This window comes from Undibacterium sp. Tian12W (assembly GCF_049339405.1).
Lineage (GTDB): Bacteria > Pseudomonadota > Gammaproteobacteria > Burkholderiales > Burkholderiaceae_D > Undibacterium.
Genome location: NZ_JBMPPK010000013.1, coordinates 35,232 through 50,996, shown reverse-complemented (window position 1 = coordinate 50,996; position 15,765 = coordinate 35,232). Strand labels below are relative to the sequence as shown.

The 15,765-nt window shown below is 48.5% G+C and carries 16 protein-coding genes; 10 read left to right on the top strand and 6 right to left on the bottom strand.

Annotated features, from left to right (window positions below; all coding sequences use genetic code 11):
* Nucleotide 1 precedes the first annotated feature (1 nt).
* Nucleotides 2-1,924, top strand: coding sequence for a glycoside hydrolase family 16 protein (locus tag ACO0LI_RS17265; RefSeq protein ID WP_423034023.1), 1,923 nt, complete (start codon nt 2-4; stop codon nt 1,922-1,924).
* Nucleotides 1,925-2,067: 143 nt separating this feature from the next.
* Here the strand turns inward: ACO0LI_RS17265 and ACO0LI_RS17260 are convergent, their stop codons facing one another.
* Nucleotides 2,068-2,733 (bottom strand): hypothetical protein, encoded by a 666-nt coding sequence (locus ACO0LI_RS17260; RefSeq protein WP_423034021.1) that lies wholly within the window; start codon nt 2,731-2,733, stop codon nt 2,068-2,070.
* Nucleotides 2,734-2,815: 82 nt separating this feature from the next.
* On the opposite strand from ACO0LI_RS17260, the gene ACO0LI_RS17255 reads away from it, so the two are divergent.
* Entirely contained in the window at nt 2,816-3,481 is a 666-nt protein-coding gene (locus ACO0LI_RS17255) for a hypothetical protein (protein ID WP_423034019.1), read from the top strand.
* A gap of 190 nt (nt 3,482-3,671) precedes the next feature.
* Here the strand turns inward: ACO0LI_RS17255 and ACO0LI_RS17250 are convergent, their stop codons facing one another.
* Nucleotides 3,672-4,037 (bottom strand): hypothetical protein, encoded by a 366-nt coding sequence (locus ACO0LI_RS17250; protein ID WP_423034017.1) that lies wholly within the window; start codon nt 4,035-4,037, stop codon nt 3,672-3,674.
* A gap of 98 nt (nt 4,038-4,135) precedes the next feature.
* On the opposite strand from ACO0LI_RS17250, the gene ACO0LI_RS17245 reads away from it, so the two are divergent.
* From ACO0LI_RS17245 to ACO0LI_RS17235, 3 genes are all read left to right on the top strand, one after another.
* Nucleotides 4,136-5,074 (top strand): AraC family transcriptional regulator, encoded by a 939-nt coding sequence (locus tag ACO0LI_RS17245; protein WP_423034015.1) that lies wholly within the window; start codon nt 4,136-4,138, stop codon nt 5,072-5,074.
* Nucleotides 5,075-5,208: 134 nt separating this feature from the next.
* Nucleotides 5,209-5,445 carry a hypothetical protein gene (locus ACO0LI_RS17240; protein WP_423034013.1) on the top strand — a complete coding sequence of 79 codons (237 nt, stop codon included), beginning with the start codon at nt 5,209-5,211 and terminating at the stop codon, nt 5,443-5,445.
* An 81-nt stretch (nt 5,446-5,526) separates the two neighbouring features.
* Nucleotides 5,527-5,859 (top strand): hypothetical protein, encoded by a 333-nt coding sequence (locus tag ACO0LI_RS17235; RefSeq protein ID WP_423034011.1) that lies wholly within the window; start codon nt 5,527-5,529, stop codon nt 5,857-5,859.
* Between the two features lie 113 nt (nt 5,860-5,972).
* Here ACO0LI_RS17235 and ACO0LI_RS17230 read toward each other — a convergent pair whose 3' ends face one another.
* Genes ACO0LI_RS17230 through moaC form a run of 4 tightly spaced genes read right to left on the bottom strand, consistent with a single transcriptional unit; the run spans nt 5,973 to nt 7,702 of the window.
* On the bottom strand, nt 5,973-6,176 hold the full coding sequence (locus ACO0LI_RS17230) for a hypothetical protein (protein ID WP_423034009.1): 204 nt from the start codon (nt 6,174-6,176) through the stop codon (nt 5,973-5,975).
* 38 nt (nt 6,177-6,214) lie between these two features.
* Nucleotides 6,215-6,604 carry a hypothetical protein gene (locus ACO0LI_RS17225; RefSeq protein ID WP_423034007.1) on the bottom strand — a complete coding sequence of 130 codons (390 nt, stop codon included), beginning with the start codon at nt 6,602-6,604 and terminating at the stop codon, nt 6,215-6,217.
* Between the two features lie 22 nt (nt 6,605-6,626).
* Entirely contained in the window at nt 6,627-7,178 is a 552-nt protein-coding gene (locus ACO0LI_RS17220) for an endonuclease V (RefSeq protein ID WP_423034005.1), read from the bottom strand.
* Nucleotides 7,175-7,702: a cyclic pyranopterin monophosphate synthase MoaC gene (moaC, locus tag ACO0LI_RS17215; RefSeq protein ID WP_423034004.1), complete on the bottom strand. Its 528-nt coding sequence runs from the start codon at nt 7,700-7,702 to the stop codon at nt 7,175-7,177. Before moaC ends, ACO0LI_RS17220 begins: the two co-directional genes overlap by 4 nt.
* A 275-nt stretch (nt 7,703-7,977) precedes the next feature.
* Here moaC and ACO0LI_RS17210 point away from each other — a divergent pair, with 275 nt between their 5' ends.
* The 5 genes from ACO0LI_RS17210 (at nt 7,978) to ACO0LI_RS17190 (ending at nt 15,695) form a co-directional block, all read left to right on the top strand.
* A complete protein-coding gene (locus ACO0LI_RS17210; protein ID WP_423034003.1) occupies nt 7,978-9,519 on the top strand; it encodes a M48 family metallopeptidase in 1,542 nt (513 codons plus the stop codon).
* A 161-nt stretch (nt 9,520-9,680) separates the two neighbouring features.
* Entirely contained in the window at nt 9,681-10,874 is a 1,194-nt protein-coding gene (locus tag ACO0LI_RS17205; RefSeq protein ID WP_423034001.1) for a hypothetical protein, read from the top strand.
* Nucleotides 10,875-10,879: 5 nt separating this feature from the next.
* On the top strand, nt 10,880-11,974 hold the full coding sequence (locus ACO0LI_RS17200; RefSeq protein WP_423033999.1) for a hypothetical protein: 1,095 nt from the start codon (nt 10,880-10,882) through the stop codon (nt 11,972-11,974).
* Nucleotides 11,975-12,456: 482 nt separating this feature from the next.
* A complete protein-coding gene (locus ACO0LI_RS17195; protein ID WP_423033997.1) occupies nt 12,457-15,120 on the top strand; it encodes a hypothetical protein in 2,664 nt (887 codons plus the stop codon).
* A 104-nt stretch (nt 15,121-15,224) separates the two neighbouring features.
* Nucleotides 15,225-15,695, top strand: coding sequence for a DUF6794 domain-containing protein (locus tag ACO0LI_RS17190; protein ID WP_423033995.1), 471 nt, complete (start codon nt 15,225-15,227; stop codon nt 15,693-15,695).
* The last annotated feature ends 70 nt before the right edge of the window (nt 15,696-15,765 follow it).

Here is a 15,765-nt window from a genome sequence, read left to right as displayed (position 1 = left end):
GATGAATCGGCAGGACTATCGTCTCAACAAGCAAAAACGCAGCAGCACACTCACCGCCATCGCGGCCAGTATCTTGCTGGCTTATGGCTCGCAAGCCTATGCCAGTGTCACTAATCCTGTGATAGGCAAACTGATCTGGTCAGAAGAATTTAATGGCACCAGCCTCAACACCGGTTTGTGGACTGCCTATGATGGCAATGGTTGCCAGATCAATTTGTGCGGCTACGGTAATCAGGAACTCGAATACTACAGCCCAAACAATGTCTCGATACAAAACGTGCCGTTTGAACCTGGCACGCGCGCATTGGCAATACAAGCAAAAAACCAGGTCATAGGCAGCAACGTCTTCACATCCGGGAAAATTTCTTCTGCGGGCAAAGTACAAGTCCAGTACGGCATGGTGGAGATGCGTATCAGCACGCCACAAGTTGGCACAGGGCTGTGGCCTGCCGCCTGGATGCTGGGTACCAGCCCGCAAACCTGGCCGCGCAACGGCGAGATCGACATTATGGAAATGGGGCATAGCAACGCAGGACGGGCGCTGGCTGGCTACCCGGCGATCAATAATTATGTAGGCTCAAACGTCATCACCTATCAGGACGCCGCTTGCGTGCCTGGCAACCCCAGTTGTGCCGCTTCGACCGCGTGGCAAACCAAAAACTGGTATATCGCCTCGACGCCTTTGATCAACCGTTTCGTCACCTACCGCCTGTACTGGACCGATACCCAAATGCGCTTTACCGTCATCGATAACGGTGTAGAGCGCGACATGTATCAAAATCCTTTGCCAGTCAATTCAACTTCGCTGCAAGCGCCGTATTACCTGCTGTTTAACCTCGCAGTAGGTGGCAATTTCACCGACGCCGCAACACCAGCGCAAGTGACCACACCTTTACCGGGCACCATGTATGTCGATTATGTGCGGGTCTATGAGCTGGATGGCAAAGGCACCGTAAAAGTGGGTAACCCTAACGTGCCCGAGGTTGGTAAATTTGGCGTGTTCACCGATCTCACCGCAGTCAATAACAAGCAGGCGGCAGGTGTCAGCTCTGACGTGTGGAACTGGAACCAGGCATCCATGTCGGCAGGCTCTACCGCACCGTATGAAGGCAGTAATGTCATCGCCTGGAACTACACCGCCGCCAACCAGTGGTTTGGCAGCAGCATACAATCGCGTCAAGTGCGTGACATGAGCAACTACAGAAATGGCACGCTGAAATTCAAGATCAAGATACCCGCCAACGTCGCCTTCAAAGTCGGCATCGGTGATACCTACACCAACCAGGGCTCGGTCACTTTCCCCGCAAGCGTGGCGAGCTATGGCCTGGTACGAGATGGCAATTGGGGCACAGCCACGATCCCCATTTCTGCACTCGCAGGCAATCTGATCGCCTTGCAATCGATGTCTGATCTGTTCCAAATCTACAGCGTCGATGGCAGCCTGCCCGGCAGCACTTTCCAGTGGGCGGTCGATGATATTATTTGGGATTCTGGTGTGCCGACACCGACACCGACACCGACACCGACGCCGACGCCGACGCCGACGCCGACACCTACGCCGACGCCGACGCCGACGCCGACGCCGACGCCGACTCCAACGCCTACTCCAACGCCTACTCCAACGCCTACTCCAACCCCGACACCTACGCCCACCCCGACTCCAACTCCGGTTTCAGCCAGCGCCACGCAAATCAACGCAAGCACACTGCAGTTTGGTATCAACACGTCGTCGTGGGCAGACGTGCATTACACAGTCAACTCCGGTGGCCAGCAAAACTTTCGCATGACGCAGTCTAACGGTAATAACAGCTACGCAGCCAGCGGGCTCAAAGCAGGGGATCTGGTGAAATACAGCTTCACTTATTGGGACGTCGCGAAAAACTATGCAGTCGATACGGGGCAGCAGAGTTTTACGATGAAGTGATATTGGTGATTTTGTAGAGAAAACGGTCGTAAGGGGGTTACGACCGTTTTTTTGGGGACTACCATACGCGCGAATCGCTACCTAAAATACCTCGACGAATACGAAGAAAGTCTCGCATTCATGCATTTCTTCGCGTACCTTAATCAATTGTTTCTTAGCTTTATTTCCAAGAAAGGGATAGCATATTTCTCTACTAAGTAAAAAATTTTCTTAAGTAGAAAATCTGATGCATGAGATAAATCTTGTTCGCTCAATATCATTACTTCGTCAATCGCTTGCCAAAGCGTATATGTTACTTTTATGCCCTTCATATCTTCGGCATCAATTTCCTCATCTGTAATTAAAGGATTTTTTTTTCGCATTTGTTTAGCTAAAAGCTCCCTAGATTTTGAGTAAATTTCAGTTTTTTTCCATTCGGCAATCGCAGTTGATTGAAGCTCCAAAGATGGTTCCTCAACAATCAAGAGTCTTCTGCCGTCAAAAAGTAAGTCGTCTGCCACTAACCGTTCGTCGGTAAGCTGCATCCATCCTTTAGAATCAAGAATTTCCTCAGAACCAAGTTCATCCAAGTCCTCAATTGAGTCCCCGTCTGCTGTCCAGTAAATCAATGCCCAAAGGTAGCTATTTGATTGATCTCCTTCAAGTAAAATCGATACGCGGCACTTATCACTAACACTTTTACTAAAGACACTGCGCGTTACGAAAACACCCTTTTTAAGCTTTAGCTTGACGGGCAGATAGTCGGGATAATGAATCGCCATCCACTTGCCAGTTTCCAGATTAATATAATTTAGGAGAGGTTTAATCATTTAGTTACATCTACGCTTCAAATATTTTATCAATACGAAAAAGATATAGATATTGCATTTATGTATTTCTATAGTATAGCTTATGCTGTCCGCTGGCCTGGTATATCCGGGCTCAAGGCCAGAGTTTCAGATATTGTTAGCAAGCGTGGCGAGCTATGGTCTGGTGCGCGACGGCAATTGGGGCACGGCGACCATCCCCATTTCTGCACTCGCCGGCAACCTGATCGCTTTACAATCGATGTCTGATCTATTCCAGATTTTCAGTGTCGATGGCAGTCTGCCGGGTAGCACTTTCCAGTGGGCGGTCGATGATATTATTTGGGACACTGGTGTGCCGACTCCTACGCCTACCCCAACACCGACACCCACGCCAACACCGACTCCGACTCCGACACCTACGCCAACGCCAACGCCTACGCCAACTCCGACACCTACGCCTACGCCAACGCCTACGCCAACTCCGACACCTACGCCCACACCGACTCCAACTCCGGTTTCAGCCGGCGCCACGCAAATCAACGCAAGCACACTGCAGTTTGGTATCAACACGTCGTTGTGGGCAGACGTGCATTACACAGTCAACTCCGGCGGCCAGCAAAACTTCCGCATGACACAATCCAATGGCAACAACAGCTATGCAGCCAGCGGGCTCAAGGCAGGGGATCTGGTGAAATACAGCTTCACTTATTGGGACGTCGCGAAAAACTATGCATTCGATACCGGGCAGCAGAGTTTTACGATGAAATGATATTGCTGAGTTTGTAGGGAAAACGGTCGTAAGGGATTGCGACCGTTTTTAACCTGTTGTACGAACGCCCCTAAAGCATCTCAGCGAATGCAAAGAGGGTCTTGCATTTACGTATTTCCTTATTATGGGGCTGTCCTGATGTAAGACCGCCCCTATTAAAGCCGCTACTATTTCGCATGCACTTTTATATTCAGCCAATTTCAGGAAGTGGTCCAAAAAAACTAAATACTGCGACGATTTTCCCTGCCACATCGACTTCGACTACATCATAGCCCGCAACGATGGCCTGCTTTGCTATGCGCACTTCCCAGGTGTAACGATGCAAATGGTGGTGGGAGTCAACTCCTGAAGTCCAGACTATCTCTGCGCCAGGACGTTGAGTGCGAAACTCTGCAAGGCAAGCTGAAAATTCTTCAACGCCCGTGGCAACACGGTGTGGATCAAAATACCGGGTATTGGTGCCGAATGCATCGCTGACATGTTGGCGAATCTCGTCTATGTCATGTGAATTCCAGGCTGCAAAGTAACTGACCAGGCAAGCGGGGCGGTTAAACATTTTTTTCTCCAGATAGTTCGTCAATGTGTTGATAATACGTGCTTGCAACGGGACGATCCATACTCTATAGTCCATTTTATCTTTTCAATCGTCCGAAGATGATGGATCCACTTTCCGATACTCTGGCACTTCTCAAACCCCGCAACTATATGTTTCACGGGCTGGACGCGGGCGGTAACTGGTCTATGCATTTCGAGCCACGGCAGGGGATACGTTGCTATGTCTTGCTTTCTGGTCAATTCTGGCTCACTTTGGACGATATTCCTGAGGCAGTACTTTTCAAAGAAGGCGATTGTTTTTTGCTCCCCGGTGGGCACGGGCTCACTCTTAGTAGCGACCCGACGCTGCCAACTACTGACGCGAAGACCATATTTTCTGACGTAAAAGAAGGCGGGCTGGTTACTTACAACGGTGGTGGTGCCTGTTACGGATTAGGCGGTTTCTTTGAGTTTTCTGGCAGACACGCAAGCATATTGCTCGGCGTTTTACCAACTATCGTGCATATCCGCAAAGAGTCAGACAAAAATACCCTGCGCCAGTCAATGGAACAAATTATGCAAGAGCTGCGAGAACCGCAGCCCGGTGGCACTTTGATTGCGCAATACCTTTCATCTCTCATGCTCGTTCAGGCGTTGAGACTTTTTCTGTTTGAGAGGGCAGAGGCTTCAAGCGCAACAGGAAGTACAGACATTGGCGCAGGCTGGATTTATGCACTGGCGGACAAGCAAATAGGTGGCGCCATAAGTGCCATGCATGAGAACCCGGCACATAAATGGACTATACAGAGTCTGGCCAGCCGTTCTTGCATGTCCAGATCCACCTTTGCAATGAAATTCAAAAACCTGGTGGGCGAGTCGCCAATGGATTATCTGACGCGCTGGCGTATGCTGCTTGCAGGTGACAGGCTTTTAAATTCGGACGATACAATTTCCGTCATCGCACCATCACTCGGTTATCAATCTGAAAGCGCATTCAGCACCGCTTTCAAACGTGTAATGCAATGCTCGCCGCGGGAATACAAAGCGCTTTGCCAATAGGCCGATTTGGGCTTGAACATATTTCTGTTGAGAGTTGCAATGCACATCACGCGATTACTATTTAATTTTTACCCAATCACCCCGACAGTCATAGTATATGAACTGCCACGTCGGTTTAACAAACTATTTAGATGATGCTGCAAAAATCTTATGTATTTAAGAGTCGGGCTGATTGTGCTGAATGTGAGCAAGCGATTGATCTAGCGCTTGGCAACAAAGAAATTAAATCAATTCCCGAGCCATCCTGGTATGCCCCTCCAATCGATGAAATGGGGCAGGCAGTATTTTTTGAAAAAATTAATGATGGCTCAGTTTGGGTGCTCGTTCTGCCAGAGCGAGTGTCATTCGGCTATTGGAAGCAGATTAAATAAGCGAATCGGGCGTTTGAAATTATCTGTTGATATACTTCAAAAATCAGAGGACGCGAACAATTTAGAAAAACTGCTTAAATTATGAACGATGAAAAATACAAATTGCGATTCGTAGTCGATGATCTTATATCTTCGTTGAATGCAGAGCGCGTTCGTCAACTTAATATGCTTATCCTCAATCACCAAATCAAGGAAAGCTGTCTATGGTACGACGAGGTGATTTCCCGGTATCTGCAAAGCCTAGACTCTGCCGAACTAATAGGCGAAATCGATGCTCTGTTTCCAGATGAGAGTACATTAAAACTTATAGAAACAAGCACCGTTTTGCCAGTGTTTGAAGCCAAGGTTATTCTCAGAGAAGCACAAAATCTTCTGCGATCGTCAGCGGCCGATAGCATTTTAGTTTCCAGGTAGCAGGCATCAAATAGACACATCAACTTATCAGCAAATCCGTTTCTCACACTTCCAGCACTGCCCACTTCCTTCGGGATAAAACAATGAGCCGCATTCGGGGCAGGGCATGGCTTTTACTCCAGGGTTATAGGGCTCCCAGCCTTGGCGCAGGTGGTAGATGGCCATGGCTTCTTCATGAGTGGCGACTTGTATGCGCCAGAACAATTGTTCGCAGTCTGGTTGTAGTGTTCCATCATTGAACCAAGGCGGGTCTTCGCCAGATGCAAGGGCGCATGGATATTGTGCATCTTTGGGACCCAACTGGTAAATATTGGCATGTTTGTCTCGTTTTAAAAATCAGATCATAGGATGCTGATTACAACAATTCATTGTTCCGAAAAAAACGCCGCTTTTTTCTTTCGTAGAATCTGGCACGCAATACTAGTGGTAAGGCGGCGACAACGGGCAGCAATAGAAAAATCAATGCCAGGGTTTTATAAGAAAGTATCCAGAAAATAGCAGCACCAAACCAGCTGTTCCCTGTCAGCGTTCCCAGAACTAAAGCAATGTGCCAGTGGCAGCTAAGGCTGCGATGGCAATTCTTGCATCGCACAGGCAGGCCGAGCAAGGCGCTCAGGGCTTTGTGGCTGGCAGAGCAGGCGGTTTCTCCGCAGGCGGGGCAAGACAATATGAGCAGGCTGTTTTTCATTGTGCCTGGTTTCTCTATAAATCTGCTGCTGTCCTTAGTGGTGATGATGCCTGCCATGTCAGGGCTCAAGACCAGGGTTTCAGGTACTGTCAGCAGGTTTATCCCCCGCTTCACGGCACAGTTGATCGACCAGCTTTAACAAAGTTGGCAGCCGGTATTCGCCATGCATGGCGGCTATGCTGGCCTGGGCTGTAGCCAGGTCCATGCCCAGGCTGGTGATGTACAGCGGCTTGATGCTCTCGCCCCGGCAGATGCCGAACGAGGCGGCTATGGCCGAGAAAGAAGACTTGGCAACGCCGATGATGCTGACCTTGCCAGCCAGCGCCTCGTGCAGGTACCAGCCCAGGCCGGGTTTGCTGGTGCCATCAAGATAGACATAGCCGTCGATGATGATGCAGTCTGGCTGCAGATCATGTTCCGCCAGCAATTGCAGGATGCAGGGCAGCTCGCGTTTGTAAAATTCACCAGGCACATAGCTGGCCACGCTGTTGATGTGGCTGATGCAGGTTTTTGCCGGTTTGTCGTCATCCCAGTTGTGGAAGACGACACCGGCAACGCAGGCGCTTTCACCAGCTTCGTCGCTACTGTAATGCACATCCACCGCCAGCAAAGTGGCTGGTTTTGTTGTCATTTGTCGATATCCGCTACCCAGTCGCCGGATTTGCCGCCGTGCTTCTCCAGCACTCGTATATCGGTCATGACCATTCCACGGTCGGCAGCTTTACACATATCGTAAATTGTTAAGAGGCCAACTTGCACGGCGGTAAGGGCTTCCATTTCGACACCGGTTTTACCCACTGTTTCAACCTGGGCCTCGCATGTAACAGTGTTGTTACTTGCATCAATGCTAAAATCAACAGTGACGCGGGTCAGTGCCAGCGGGTGGCACAACGGGATGAGGTCACTGGTGCGTTTGGCAGCCATGATGGCGGCGATGCGTGCTATGCCGATGACATCGCCTTTCTTGGCATTGCCCTGCTCGATGATGGCCAGGGTGGCTGCCTGCATGCGGATATGACCACGGGCAACGGCGATGCGGTGACTATTGTTTTTATTGCCAACATCCACCATATGAGCCTGACCACTTGCGTCAAAATGGGTCAGTTCGGCTGGCAATTCGTGGGACTGTTCTGTTTTGCTTGTATCTGTGCTCATAATTGTGTAAAAAACTTGTAAAACTAGAACAGGACTTACGAAAAATTGTCCCAGCAAGGCTATCGCTTTTGAGAACCATCCCCAGCGTGGGATGGTCGCTTTGCTGGCAGGCAACATGTTGCCTGAAACCCCAGCGATGCCGTAGCGACGAAGACAGTACTTTAGTACCGAATATTGCTAGATGCGGGAGCTGCAACGCAGCTAGGGCGGTTTTTCGTAAGTCCTGATAAATAAGGAAGCTATTAGTGTCCAAGTATCATAGCATTGAGAATCCCTTGCGACGTGTTTTTCGCCTGCCAGCCTTGTCAGCATTGCGGTTGGCGGTTTTGCTGACAGTTGGCCTGGGGAGTGCCAATCTGTCGCCTGCACTGGTCCAGGCGCAAAACCTGCCAACTTTGGGCGACACCTCGCGTGAAGACCTGTCGCCGCTGGCAGAACGCAAGCTCGGTGAGCAAATCATGAGCGTGGTCAGGCGCGACCCTGACTATATGGACGATGCCCCGGTCAGTGAATACCTGAACCGCCTCGGCAACAAAATGCTGGAAGCGCGGCCAGATGCCCGTGGCGAAACCAATTTCAATTTTGAATTTTTTGCCGTGCGTGATCCGGTGCTGAACGCCTTTGCCTTTCCTGGTGGTTTTATTGGTTTTCACTCGGGCCTGATCCTGGCGGCACAGTCTGAGTCCGAGCTGGCCTCGGTCATGGGCCATGAGATAGGCCACGTGGCCCAGCGCCATATCGCCCGCATGCTGACCAGCCAGCGTGGCGATGCCCTGATCCCGCTGGCGGCACTGGCACTGGCCGTGCTGGCTGCGCGGTCCAGCCCTGATGCTGCAATGGCGATTGCGACTGGCGGGCAGGGCCTGGCGATACAAAAGCAACTGAATTTTGGCCGTGATGCCGAACGTGAAGCTGACCGTGTAGGTTTCCAGATCTTGCGGGACTCTGGCTTTGACCCTTCGGGCATGGTCAATTTTTTTGGCCGACTGCAAAGTTCCATGCGCAACTATAACGATAACCTGCCACCGTTTTTGCGCAGCCACCCACTGACCAGCGAAAGGATAGCCGACATACAATCGCGCCTGTCAGAGCAGCGCTACCGCCAGCATGCAGATAGCCTGGAGTTTTTGCTCACCAAGGCGAGGATCAGGGTATTGCAAGACAGCAGCACCCAGGGCCTGTTGGATGCCAGCACCTTTTTTGACACCCAGGCCAAAACCGGCAAGCTCGAAGACCAGATCACTGCCAAATACGGGCAGGCCTTTGTCGCCTACAAGCGCCTGGACTTTGCTACCGCCCGCAAATTGCTGGATCAATCGCGCAAAATGCTGGAACAGATACCCGCATACAAAAGCATGCTCACATATAGCAATATGTATGTCGATATGTCCATCGACATCCTGATCGGTGACAAGCAAACTGCCGCCGCCGTCAAAGAGGCAGAAAAAGCCATGCGTGATCTGCCGCTCTCACGTGGTGTGGCCGTGCAATATGCCGAGGCACTGCTGGCAGACAGCAAAGAAGAGCAGGCGGCTGTTTTCTTGCGTGACCAGATCGTACTGTACCGGCAAGAAGCGCAACTCTACAATTTGCTGGCCAAAGTCTATGCCGCCCAAGGCAAGCAAGCCGCCCAGCATGTTGCCCTGGCCGAGGCCTATGGCATAGAGAATAACCTCGCCGCCGCCCTGCAACAACTGGACATTGCCCGGCGCGAAAAAGATGCGCAGTATTATGAACTGTCTGTCATCGATGCCCGCGAGCGTGAATGGAAAGAAAAGCACAAGGAACAACTGGCGGAAGAGAAGAAGCGGCGTTGAAAGAGAGGATATTTGATCGCACCTTATATCGCATGGTATTGCGTCAAATCAAAGAAGTATTGAACTTCGTAGATTTAATAGTTTGCTAAAGACAAAATTCATTTATTTAAATATAACGCTCTGATAATATTAGAGACACCAACCGATTGACTGGGAAAATTATGTCTCAACCCCTTTTGCGCCTTGACGATAAAAATACCAAATGCGTTTCGCTGATGGCTACTATAAAGCTCGACAATTATCTTAGCTTAGTTGAGGTTGCATATAGGGATCAAGGAGGCTTAGCTGGGCAACGTGCCCCAATTCGAACAAAAACTGCATTGAAGATACGGACACGATTAATTGATGATTTAAAACAAGGTGCAGTGATTCCTCCTGTTGTACTTGGAGTTGTATGCAGTACCGCTGCCCAAAGGAAAATGGCCTCTATTGAGACATCTGAAGAACTCGTGAATCTACTCAGAAGCGAAAATGAGGATATTTCTATCATTGATGGTATGCAGAGGACAACGGCACTACTTGAAGCCTTCCCTGGGAAATTGGCTGCTCAGAGTACCCGTCTCATTCGTGTTGAAATTTGGGTCGCACAAAAAGTCAGTAGTCTAATTTATCGGATGTTAGTTCTAAACACTGGTCAAGTGCCGTGGGATTTAAAGAGACAATTGGATACGCTATATCGCCCTATTATTTCAGAAGTTCAAAAGAAATTAAAAAATATAAAAGTTATTGGACTTGATGAGACTAATCGACGATCGCAAGCCGGAGAATATCGTAGCACGCGTGTAGTTGAGTTGTTTCTCGCTTTCACTGCTAGATCGATAAATATTGATATTAAAGAGAAGGTAGCAGAGGAATTTATTAAAATTGACATAACGGAGGCAACGGCATCGGATGATTTTTTGCCTTTGTTTATTCGTACGCTGAAATTGATGTATGAAATTGATAAACAATTTGATCGGATTAAACAACAATCGATTCCTGAAATTCCAACTAGAGTAAGAAATGGGAAGGATATTTTTACTTCAGCACCTGGATCTATTGGATTCGTCGTCGCAGTTGCAGAAATTATTTTTGGATCTCCTGGGTTTGATTATGAGGTAGAGGAAGCTGAGAAAAATTTAAGGAAAATTGAAAAATCTTCTACGAGCTTAATGAAATTTATGAAAACGCTTGACGATAATTCTTTAGCTGATTTTCTGGATCTGGAAACACTTAATCAACTTTTAGATGTGAGGTCTGGGCGTGTTGGAGATCATGATCGCTCACTTTATAAACGAGCGTTTCTTCTCATGTTTACCAAATCAAGTTCGTTGATTTCTCAAGGAGCAATGACTCCTTGTTGGAAGGCTAGATAATCATCGTGGAGTCTGGAAAGAAAATTTCAAAAATTAAGAATTTTTTAGAAAATCAAGTCTGGAAATGGGTATCCCAAAACATTGAGACCCAGCTAGTTCCGCGTTTTCCTTCGAAAAAAAATTTCAAAATTTTGCCAGTTGACGAAAGCGATCCAAATTCTAAGGACATTGTTAACGAACTATGTGATCAATTTTCCACAACGAGCCTATCTAGTTCAAGAGAATTTGATGGACTTTGTATTTCAGTTCTTAACGTGGGTGATAAGAAATTAATTTGTGGAATGTATAGAAATGGTGGGCGTTTTTTAAAGTCTTTATCCAATAATGAAAATAAAGATTTGTTGGAAGCAGAGCTGACTTTTCTTCAGAAAATTTTAGTACTGTCCTTCTTTGATATTGGTGCAACAGAGAGCATTGACATTAAAGTATGGGAGTCAGTACCCATATTTGAAAAAGATATTGAACGATATATGCCAGAAATGTTGGTGTATGAATTGGCTCAAGAAGACGCTAAAGAAGAAGATGATTTCATAATTTTAAGATTTTTACTTTCGCTTGAATTAGTATCTAGCAATGCACATGCATTTCAAAACGAAATTTTTACAGTACTTCAATTTCTCCTTGCAACGGGACATGATTGGCTAACCAATCAGTTTCTCTCTGCAATGCTATCAAGTCGGAATAGTAGCTATTTTGCGGAGATATATAAACTAGTTGAGTTCTTTTTCCCGCTTCAAAATGTTCTTAGACTGAAACAAAGCACTTCGTTCAGTGGGTCAACTATGGAGTTGTTAAGTTTCTGTAGGGCAGATTTGAAATGGAATCAAAATCATCATATGGGGGCGCGAGCCTCAGTAGCGTATGCGACCCCACACTTTGCAGAAATACTGCTTGAAAAATTATTTTCAGAAACTAACAAAGATGAAATTAAGTTCAAAGAGGAGGCAATAGAAAGAATCTCAGTAATGCGTCATTCAATCGTTCACCAAGACTTTAAAGATAGTGCTCCTTCAGAGGATGATTTAAGGCGTGCAACCCATGCGATGTTGATTTTTTTGGCTGAATCCTTTAATAACTATGTCATTGAAAGTTCAAGTTGACTTCGATATTTTGTTCGTTAATTTTTTTAGTATGATTTGAAGTCGCAAAAAAAAATCCACCTTGCCTAAATATTTTCAATCTGTAGGTTTTTATTATCTCTTGAGAAAATATACAGTGCGTATGAGTTGGTTGGTAAGATGTATGTACCAAAGACTTGCGTAAATTAATCTCGGCCATTGCTCTGTATCCTGGAAGAAACTGAAGGCAGTTTGCTGCTGATCAGCTAAAAAAAGATGCTGTGTAAACAGTAGCAGATTAATTTATGATATGCAGCAACTTGATGGCCACTCTGGCTGTCGATCCATATATCAATTAAACCACTCATTCCCCACATGTGAAATAAAAAATGAAAATCTGAAACCAACCTGTGCAGGATTGGTTTCATACCGGAAGTGCCTGAGCAGGCTGCTTGCATGTGCGTTCGCACTGTGATGCCTGTTTGTGGGTGCATGCCATCTCTGGATTTTTATTTTGTATTCACATGTCATCAAGCAAACCTGTCAAAGACAGGGCAGCGGTTCAGCCGCGTGTCCTGCAAACTGTCAAATCCATTTTAATCAGCCTGCTGCGTCAGCCTCAGGGCATCGTTGCCTTGCTCAGTGATGAAGTCGATAGCGTCGTGCAGCCTGCATTGCGGCAGGTGAAGCTCGCTGCACTGGATGCGCGCTTGTTTCCGCAGGCGGCCAGCTTGCTGGCAGATTGGCATAGCTTGCAAACCGCTACCGACTTGCGCAGTGTCTGGCCTGCTTTTTGGCGGGTGTTCTGGATGACCGTGCCTGATGCTGGCAATGCCAACATGGTGGCACTACCGCAAACCGGGGTGCCCAGGAAGCCGGTGGCGACTGCTGCCCATCCGCGTGCTTTTCGCGGTACCAAATACCAGCCGCCAAAGCCTGCGCAGCCTGCACTGGATTTGTGTGACTGGCTGGCAGATGCACGTTTGCTCGATGCTTTCTTTGCGCGTCATGATTTTGCTGCCTTGCCCGTGCTGGATGCGCAGGGACAGGTGATGTCGTTGTCTGCCGGGCTTATACCCAGCAGCGCCACTCTGTATTTGCATCACTGGAACAGGCCAGCACAAGAATTGCCCGTCTTGCCAGAAGCGTTTCGCCGTTGCTTACTGTGGCAATTGCGTGCATGCAGTGCAGACTTGCAACTGGCCTGGCTGCAAATATGGCATCAGCACAGCGGCCAGCATGCAGATGACATTGCACGTTCGCAAAAACTGGCCGTACTGGCGCGCCTGTGTGCCATGAATACGGATAATACTCACGCGGCACAGCTCACTTTGCTATTGCCAGAAAACCGGCAAACTATTTTTCTGGCTGTAGTGATGCGAGAAGTGCAGGGGAGTTTGTCGCCTCAACAGATGACGGCTGACCAGCTCATGCGTCTGCATGATTTGTCAGGGGACGATGCACGCTTTGAATTTTACCTGTGCAATATTTTGCGCAACCTCGCCAAGCAAGTCAGTGTGGAATATAGCCTCACAGGTTGCCTGCTATATGAGGCGAGTGATATCAGCGAATTGCGCGACTATGTGCTGACGGCCAGTCACGATTGTCAGGATGTACCATTAGAAGCGATAGCAAGAGCCTGTAAAGCTGTGGGTATCAAGTCCAGGGTGTCTTTGTGGGACTATTGCGCCAAATTTCCTGGTCTCGCACATTATCTGCGTGAAACCCAATGGGAAAAGTTGAGTGAGCCCGCCGCCGATACCTGGCTTCATGTCTTCTACAATTTTATGGATGAAGATGAAAAAGAAAAAATGCAGGCGAAGTGGCAAGTGTATCTGACGCTGTTTTCTGCCTGCCATAATGTACTGATCAACCTGCCTGCCGACAGGCAAAACAAGCTGGCACTGATGTGGCGTCACTTTATTGGCGGCTGGGATGATGCACGGAGTTTGCCACAAGCAGTGCAGGATTTTTTGCCACTCATGCATAAATTATGTTTGCCGCCGTTTAAGGCTGAGATTGATTATGGCCATAGCTTTGTGAACATCGTCGAGACCTGGCCGATAGATAAAAGAGCAGAAATTATTGCCATTGACGATAGCGTCTGGCGGCAATTGGAACTTGCATGCCGTCGCGAAGACAATATGAATTTGCTGACTTCTGGCAGTTATTCCTTCGTAAACCTGGCCCCGGCGTTCTTGCGAACTTCTTTGATGGCCGCGCCAGCCAGGTTTTTTAAGACTTGCAATCTGCTGGGCAGTTTGCATTTCGAGCGTCGGCAACTCTTCATGAAAAAGTTCCTTAAGACGGACTGGTTTGCGCTGGACTGGCATGCAATGCCGCCATTGGTGGCTTGCCAGCGCATGCTGGACTTGAGTAAAGAAGCTGGCCTCGATAGCCCCTTGCCACGTCGTTTGCGCGAATACCTTGAAGGCGTATTGAGTTTATCTTCACAGCAAATCGCCAGGCATTGCAGGCTGAGTTTGTCGAGATTGCCATCGTTGCGTTTACGCGCTCTGACTGCTGCACTTTGGGTAGAAATGGATGCTTCTTTCAACTTGCGTGATACGTCTGCACCTGCCAGGCATGCCCTGCGCCTGTTGGCGGGCCTGGATAATTTTTCTAGTCGTAATAACCGCAAAGGATTGCGACGATTTCTCGGCCACGCCAGAGATGGTAATGCATTGAATTATATCCAGCACCCGCTTAATCAGGCCTGGTATGCCAGACACCCGCGTGCACAGCAGGCGGCATGGCAGGCAGGGCTGCAATGCAAAGTGCAAACGGCACAAGGTGATTTGGCACTGGCATTTGAACATGATCCTTTTGAAGTTCTCATGATGGGCACTTATGCAGGCAGTTGTTTAGGTATTGGTGGTTTGTGTGATTATTCTGCGATTGCCTGTTTGCTTGACGTGAACAAGCAGCTCTTGTATGCCCGTAATGAGCAGGGAAAAGTAGTGGCGCGGCAGTTGCTGGCGATTGATGAAGGCGATCAACTGGTGTGCTTTGCGGTCTATCCAGGAAATGTTTCGCAGGACGTGAAAGCCGCGTTTAAAACCTACGGACTGGAACTGGCTACTCAATTGGGCATCACTGTTTATCAGGACGGTAACGACGGCAGCTATGACGTGGCCACCATCCTTGCGCAGAACTGGTGGGACGATGGCCCATGGCAAGAAAAATGATTGTCAAAAGGCAAGTACTTTCCTTTATTTCATGTATGATGCTTGTTTAGTACTTTTAACATTTTTTAATATTTTTGAGTTGGCCCATTTTGAAGGGGAAGTTGATGAGCATTACACGTGCAGGGATTTGTTCTGGCTTTGTTGCTGTCATCATGATGGGCGCCAATGTGGTGTGGGCGCAGTCTGTACCTGTTCCAGCACCTACCGCTGCAGCTGATCCGGCTAGCGCCAGCGGTGCTGCCGCTACTTGCGCCACGCCGGGCAAAAATGGCTACGACAAGCAATGCAAGCGCTACGCGGATGCTGATACCTGGCCAACGACCTGTGAACAGGCAGCGACAAACATATTGGGCAGGCTCGATGAAGCCAGCAAGCAGCGCACGCGGGATTCAACGTATGACAACCTGATTCAGTTTCACATGGGATGGGGCATGGGCATACGTAATAGCACGGGTTTGTGGCGCGGCAATGTGGCGCTGACGGATTCTTGTATGGCACTTGATAACGACGGTGATCGCCACCCTGACCATATTTCCATGATCATCATCCAGCAAATCTGGAAAAAGCTTCACTGAGTGGTCGCTTAGGTCGCTTAGCATTGAGCTGGATTTCAAACTGCTTATAGTGGGCGCTGTCCTTGCGTCC

Coding starts and splice junctions, on each gene's coding strand:
- ACO0LI_RS17265 (WP_423034023.1), top strand. CDS start 2: ATGAATCGGCAGGACTATCGTCTCAACAAGCAAAAACGCAGCAGCACA.
- ACO0LI_RS17260 (WP_423034021.1), bottom strand. CDS start 2,733: ATGATTAAACCTCTCCTAAATTATATTAATCTGGAAACTGGCAAGTGG.
- ACO0LI_RS17255 (WP_423034019.1), top strand. CDS start 2,816: ATGCTGTCCGCTGGCCTGGTATATCCGGGCTCAAGGCCAGAGTTTCAG.
- ACO0LI_RS17250 (WP_423034017.1), bottom strand. CDS start 4,037: ATGTTTAACCGCCCCGCTTGCCTGGTCAGTTACTTTGCAGCCTGGAAT.
- ACO0LI_RS17245 (WP_423034015.1), top strand. CDS start 4,136: ATGATGGATCCACTTTCCGATACTCTGGCACTTCTCAAACCCCGCAAC.
- ACO0LI_RS17240 (WP_423034013.1), top strand. CDS start 5,209: ATGCTGCAAAAATCTTATGTATTTAAGAGTCGGGCTGATTGTGCTGAA.
- ACO0LI_RS17235 (WP_423034011.1), top strand. CDS start 5,527: ATGAACGATGAAAAATACAAATTGCGATTCGTAGTCGATGATCTTATA.
- ACO0LI_RS17230 (WP_423034009.1), bottom strand. CDS start 6,176: ATGCCAATATTTACCAGTTGGGTCCCAAAGATGCACAATATCCATGCG.
- ACO0LI_RS17225 (WP_423034007.1), bottom strand. CDS start 6,604: ATGGCAGGCATCATCACCACTAAGGACAGCAGCAGATTTATAGAGAAA.
- ACO0LI_RS17220 (WP_423034005.1), bottom strand. CDS start 7,178: ATGACAACAAAACCAGCCACTTTGCTGGCGGTGGATGTGCATTACAGT.
- moaC (WP_423034004.1), bottom strand. CDS start 7,702: ATGAGCACAGATACAAGCAAAACAGAACAGTCCCACGAATTGCCAGCC.
- ACO0LI_RS17205 (WP_423034001.1), top strand. CDS start 9,681: ATGTCTCAACCCCTTTTGCGCCTTGACGATAAAAATACCAAATGCGTT.
- ACO0LI_RS17195 (WP_423033997.1), top strand. CDS start 12,457: ATGTCATCAAGCAAACCTGTCAAAGACAGGGCAGCGGTTCAGCCGCGT.
- ACO0LI_RS17190 (WP_423033995.1), top strand. CDS start 15,225: ATGAGCATTACACGTGCAGGGATTTGTTCTGGCTTTGTTGCTGTCATC.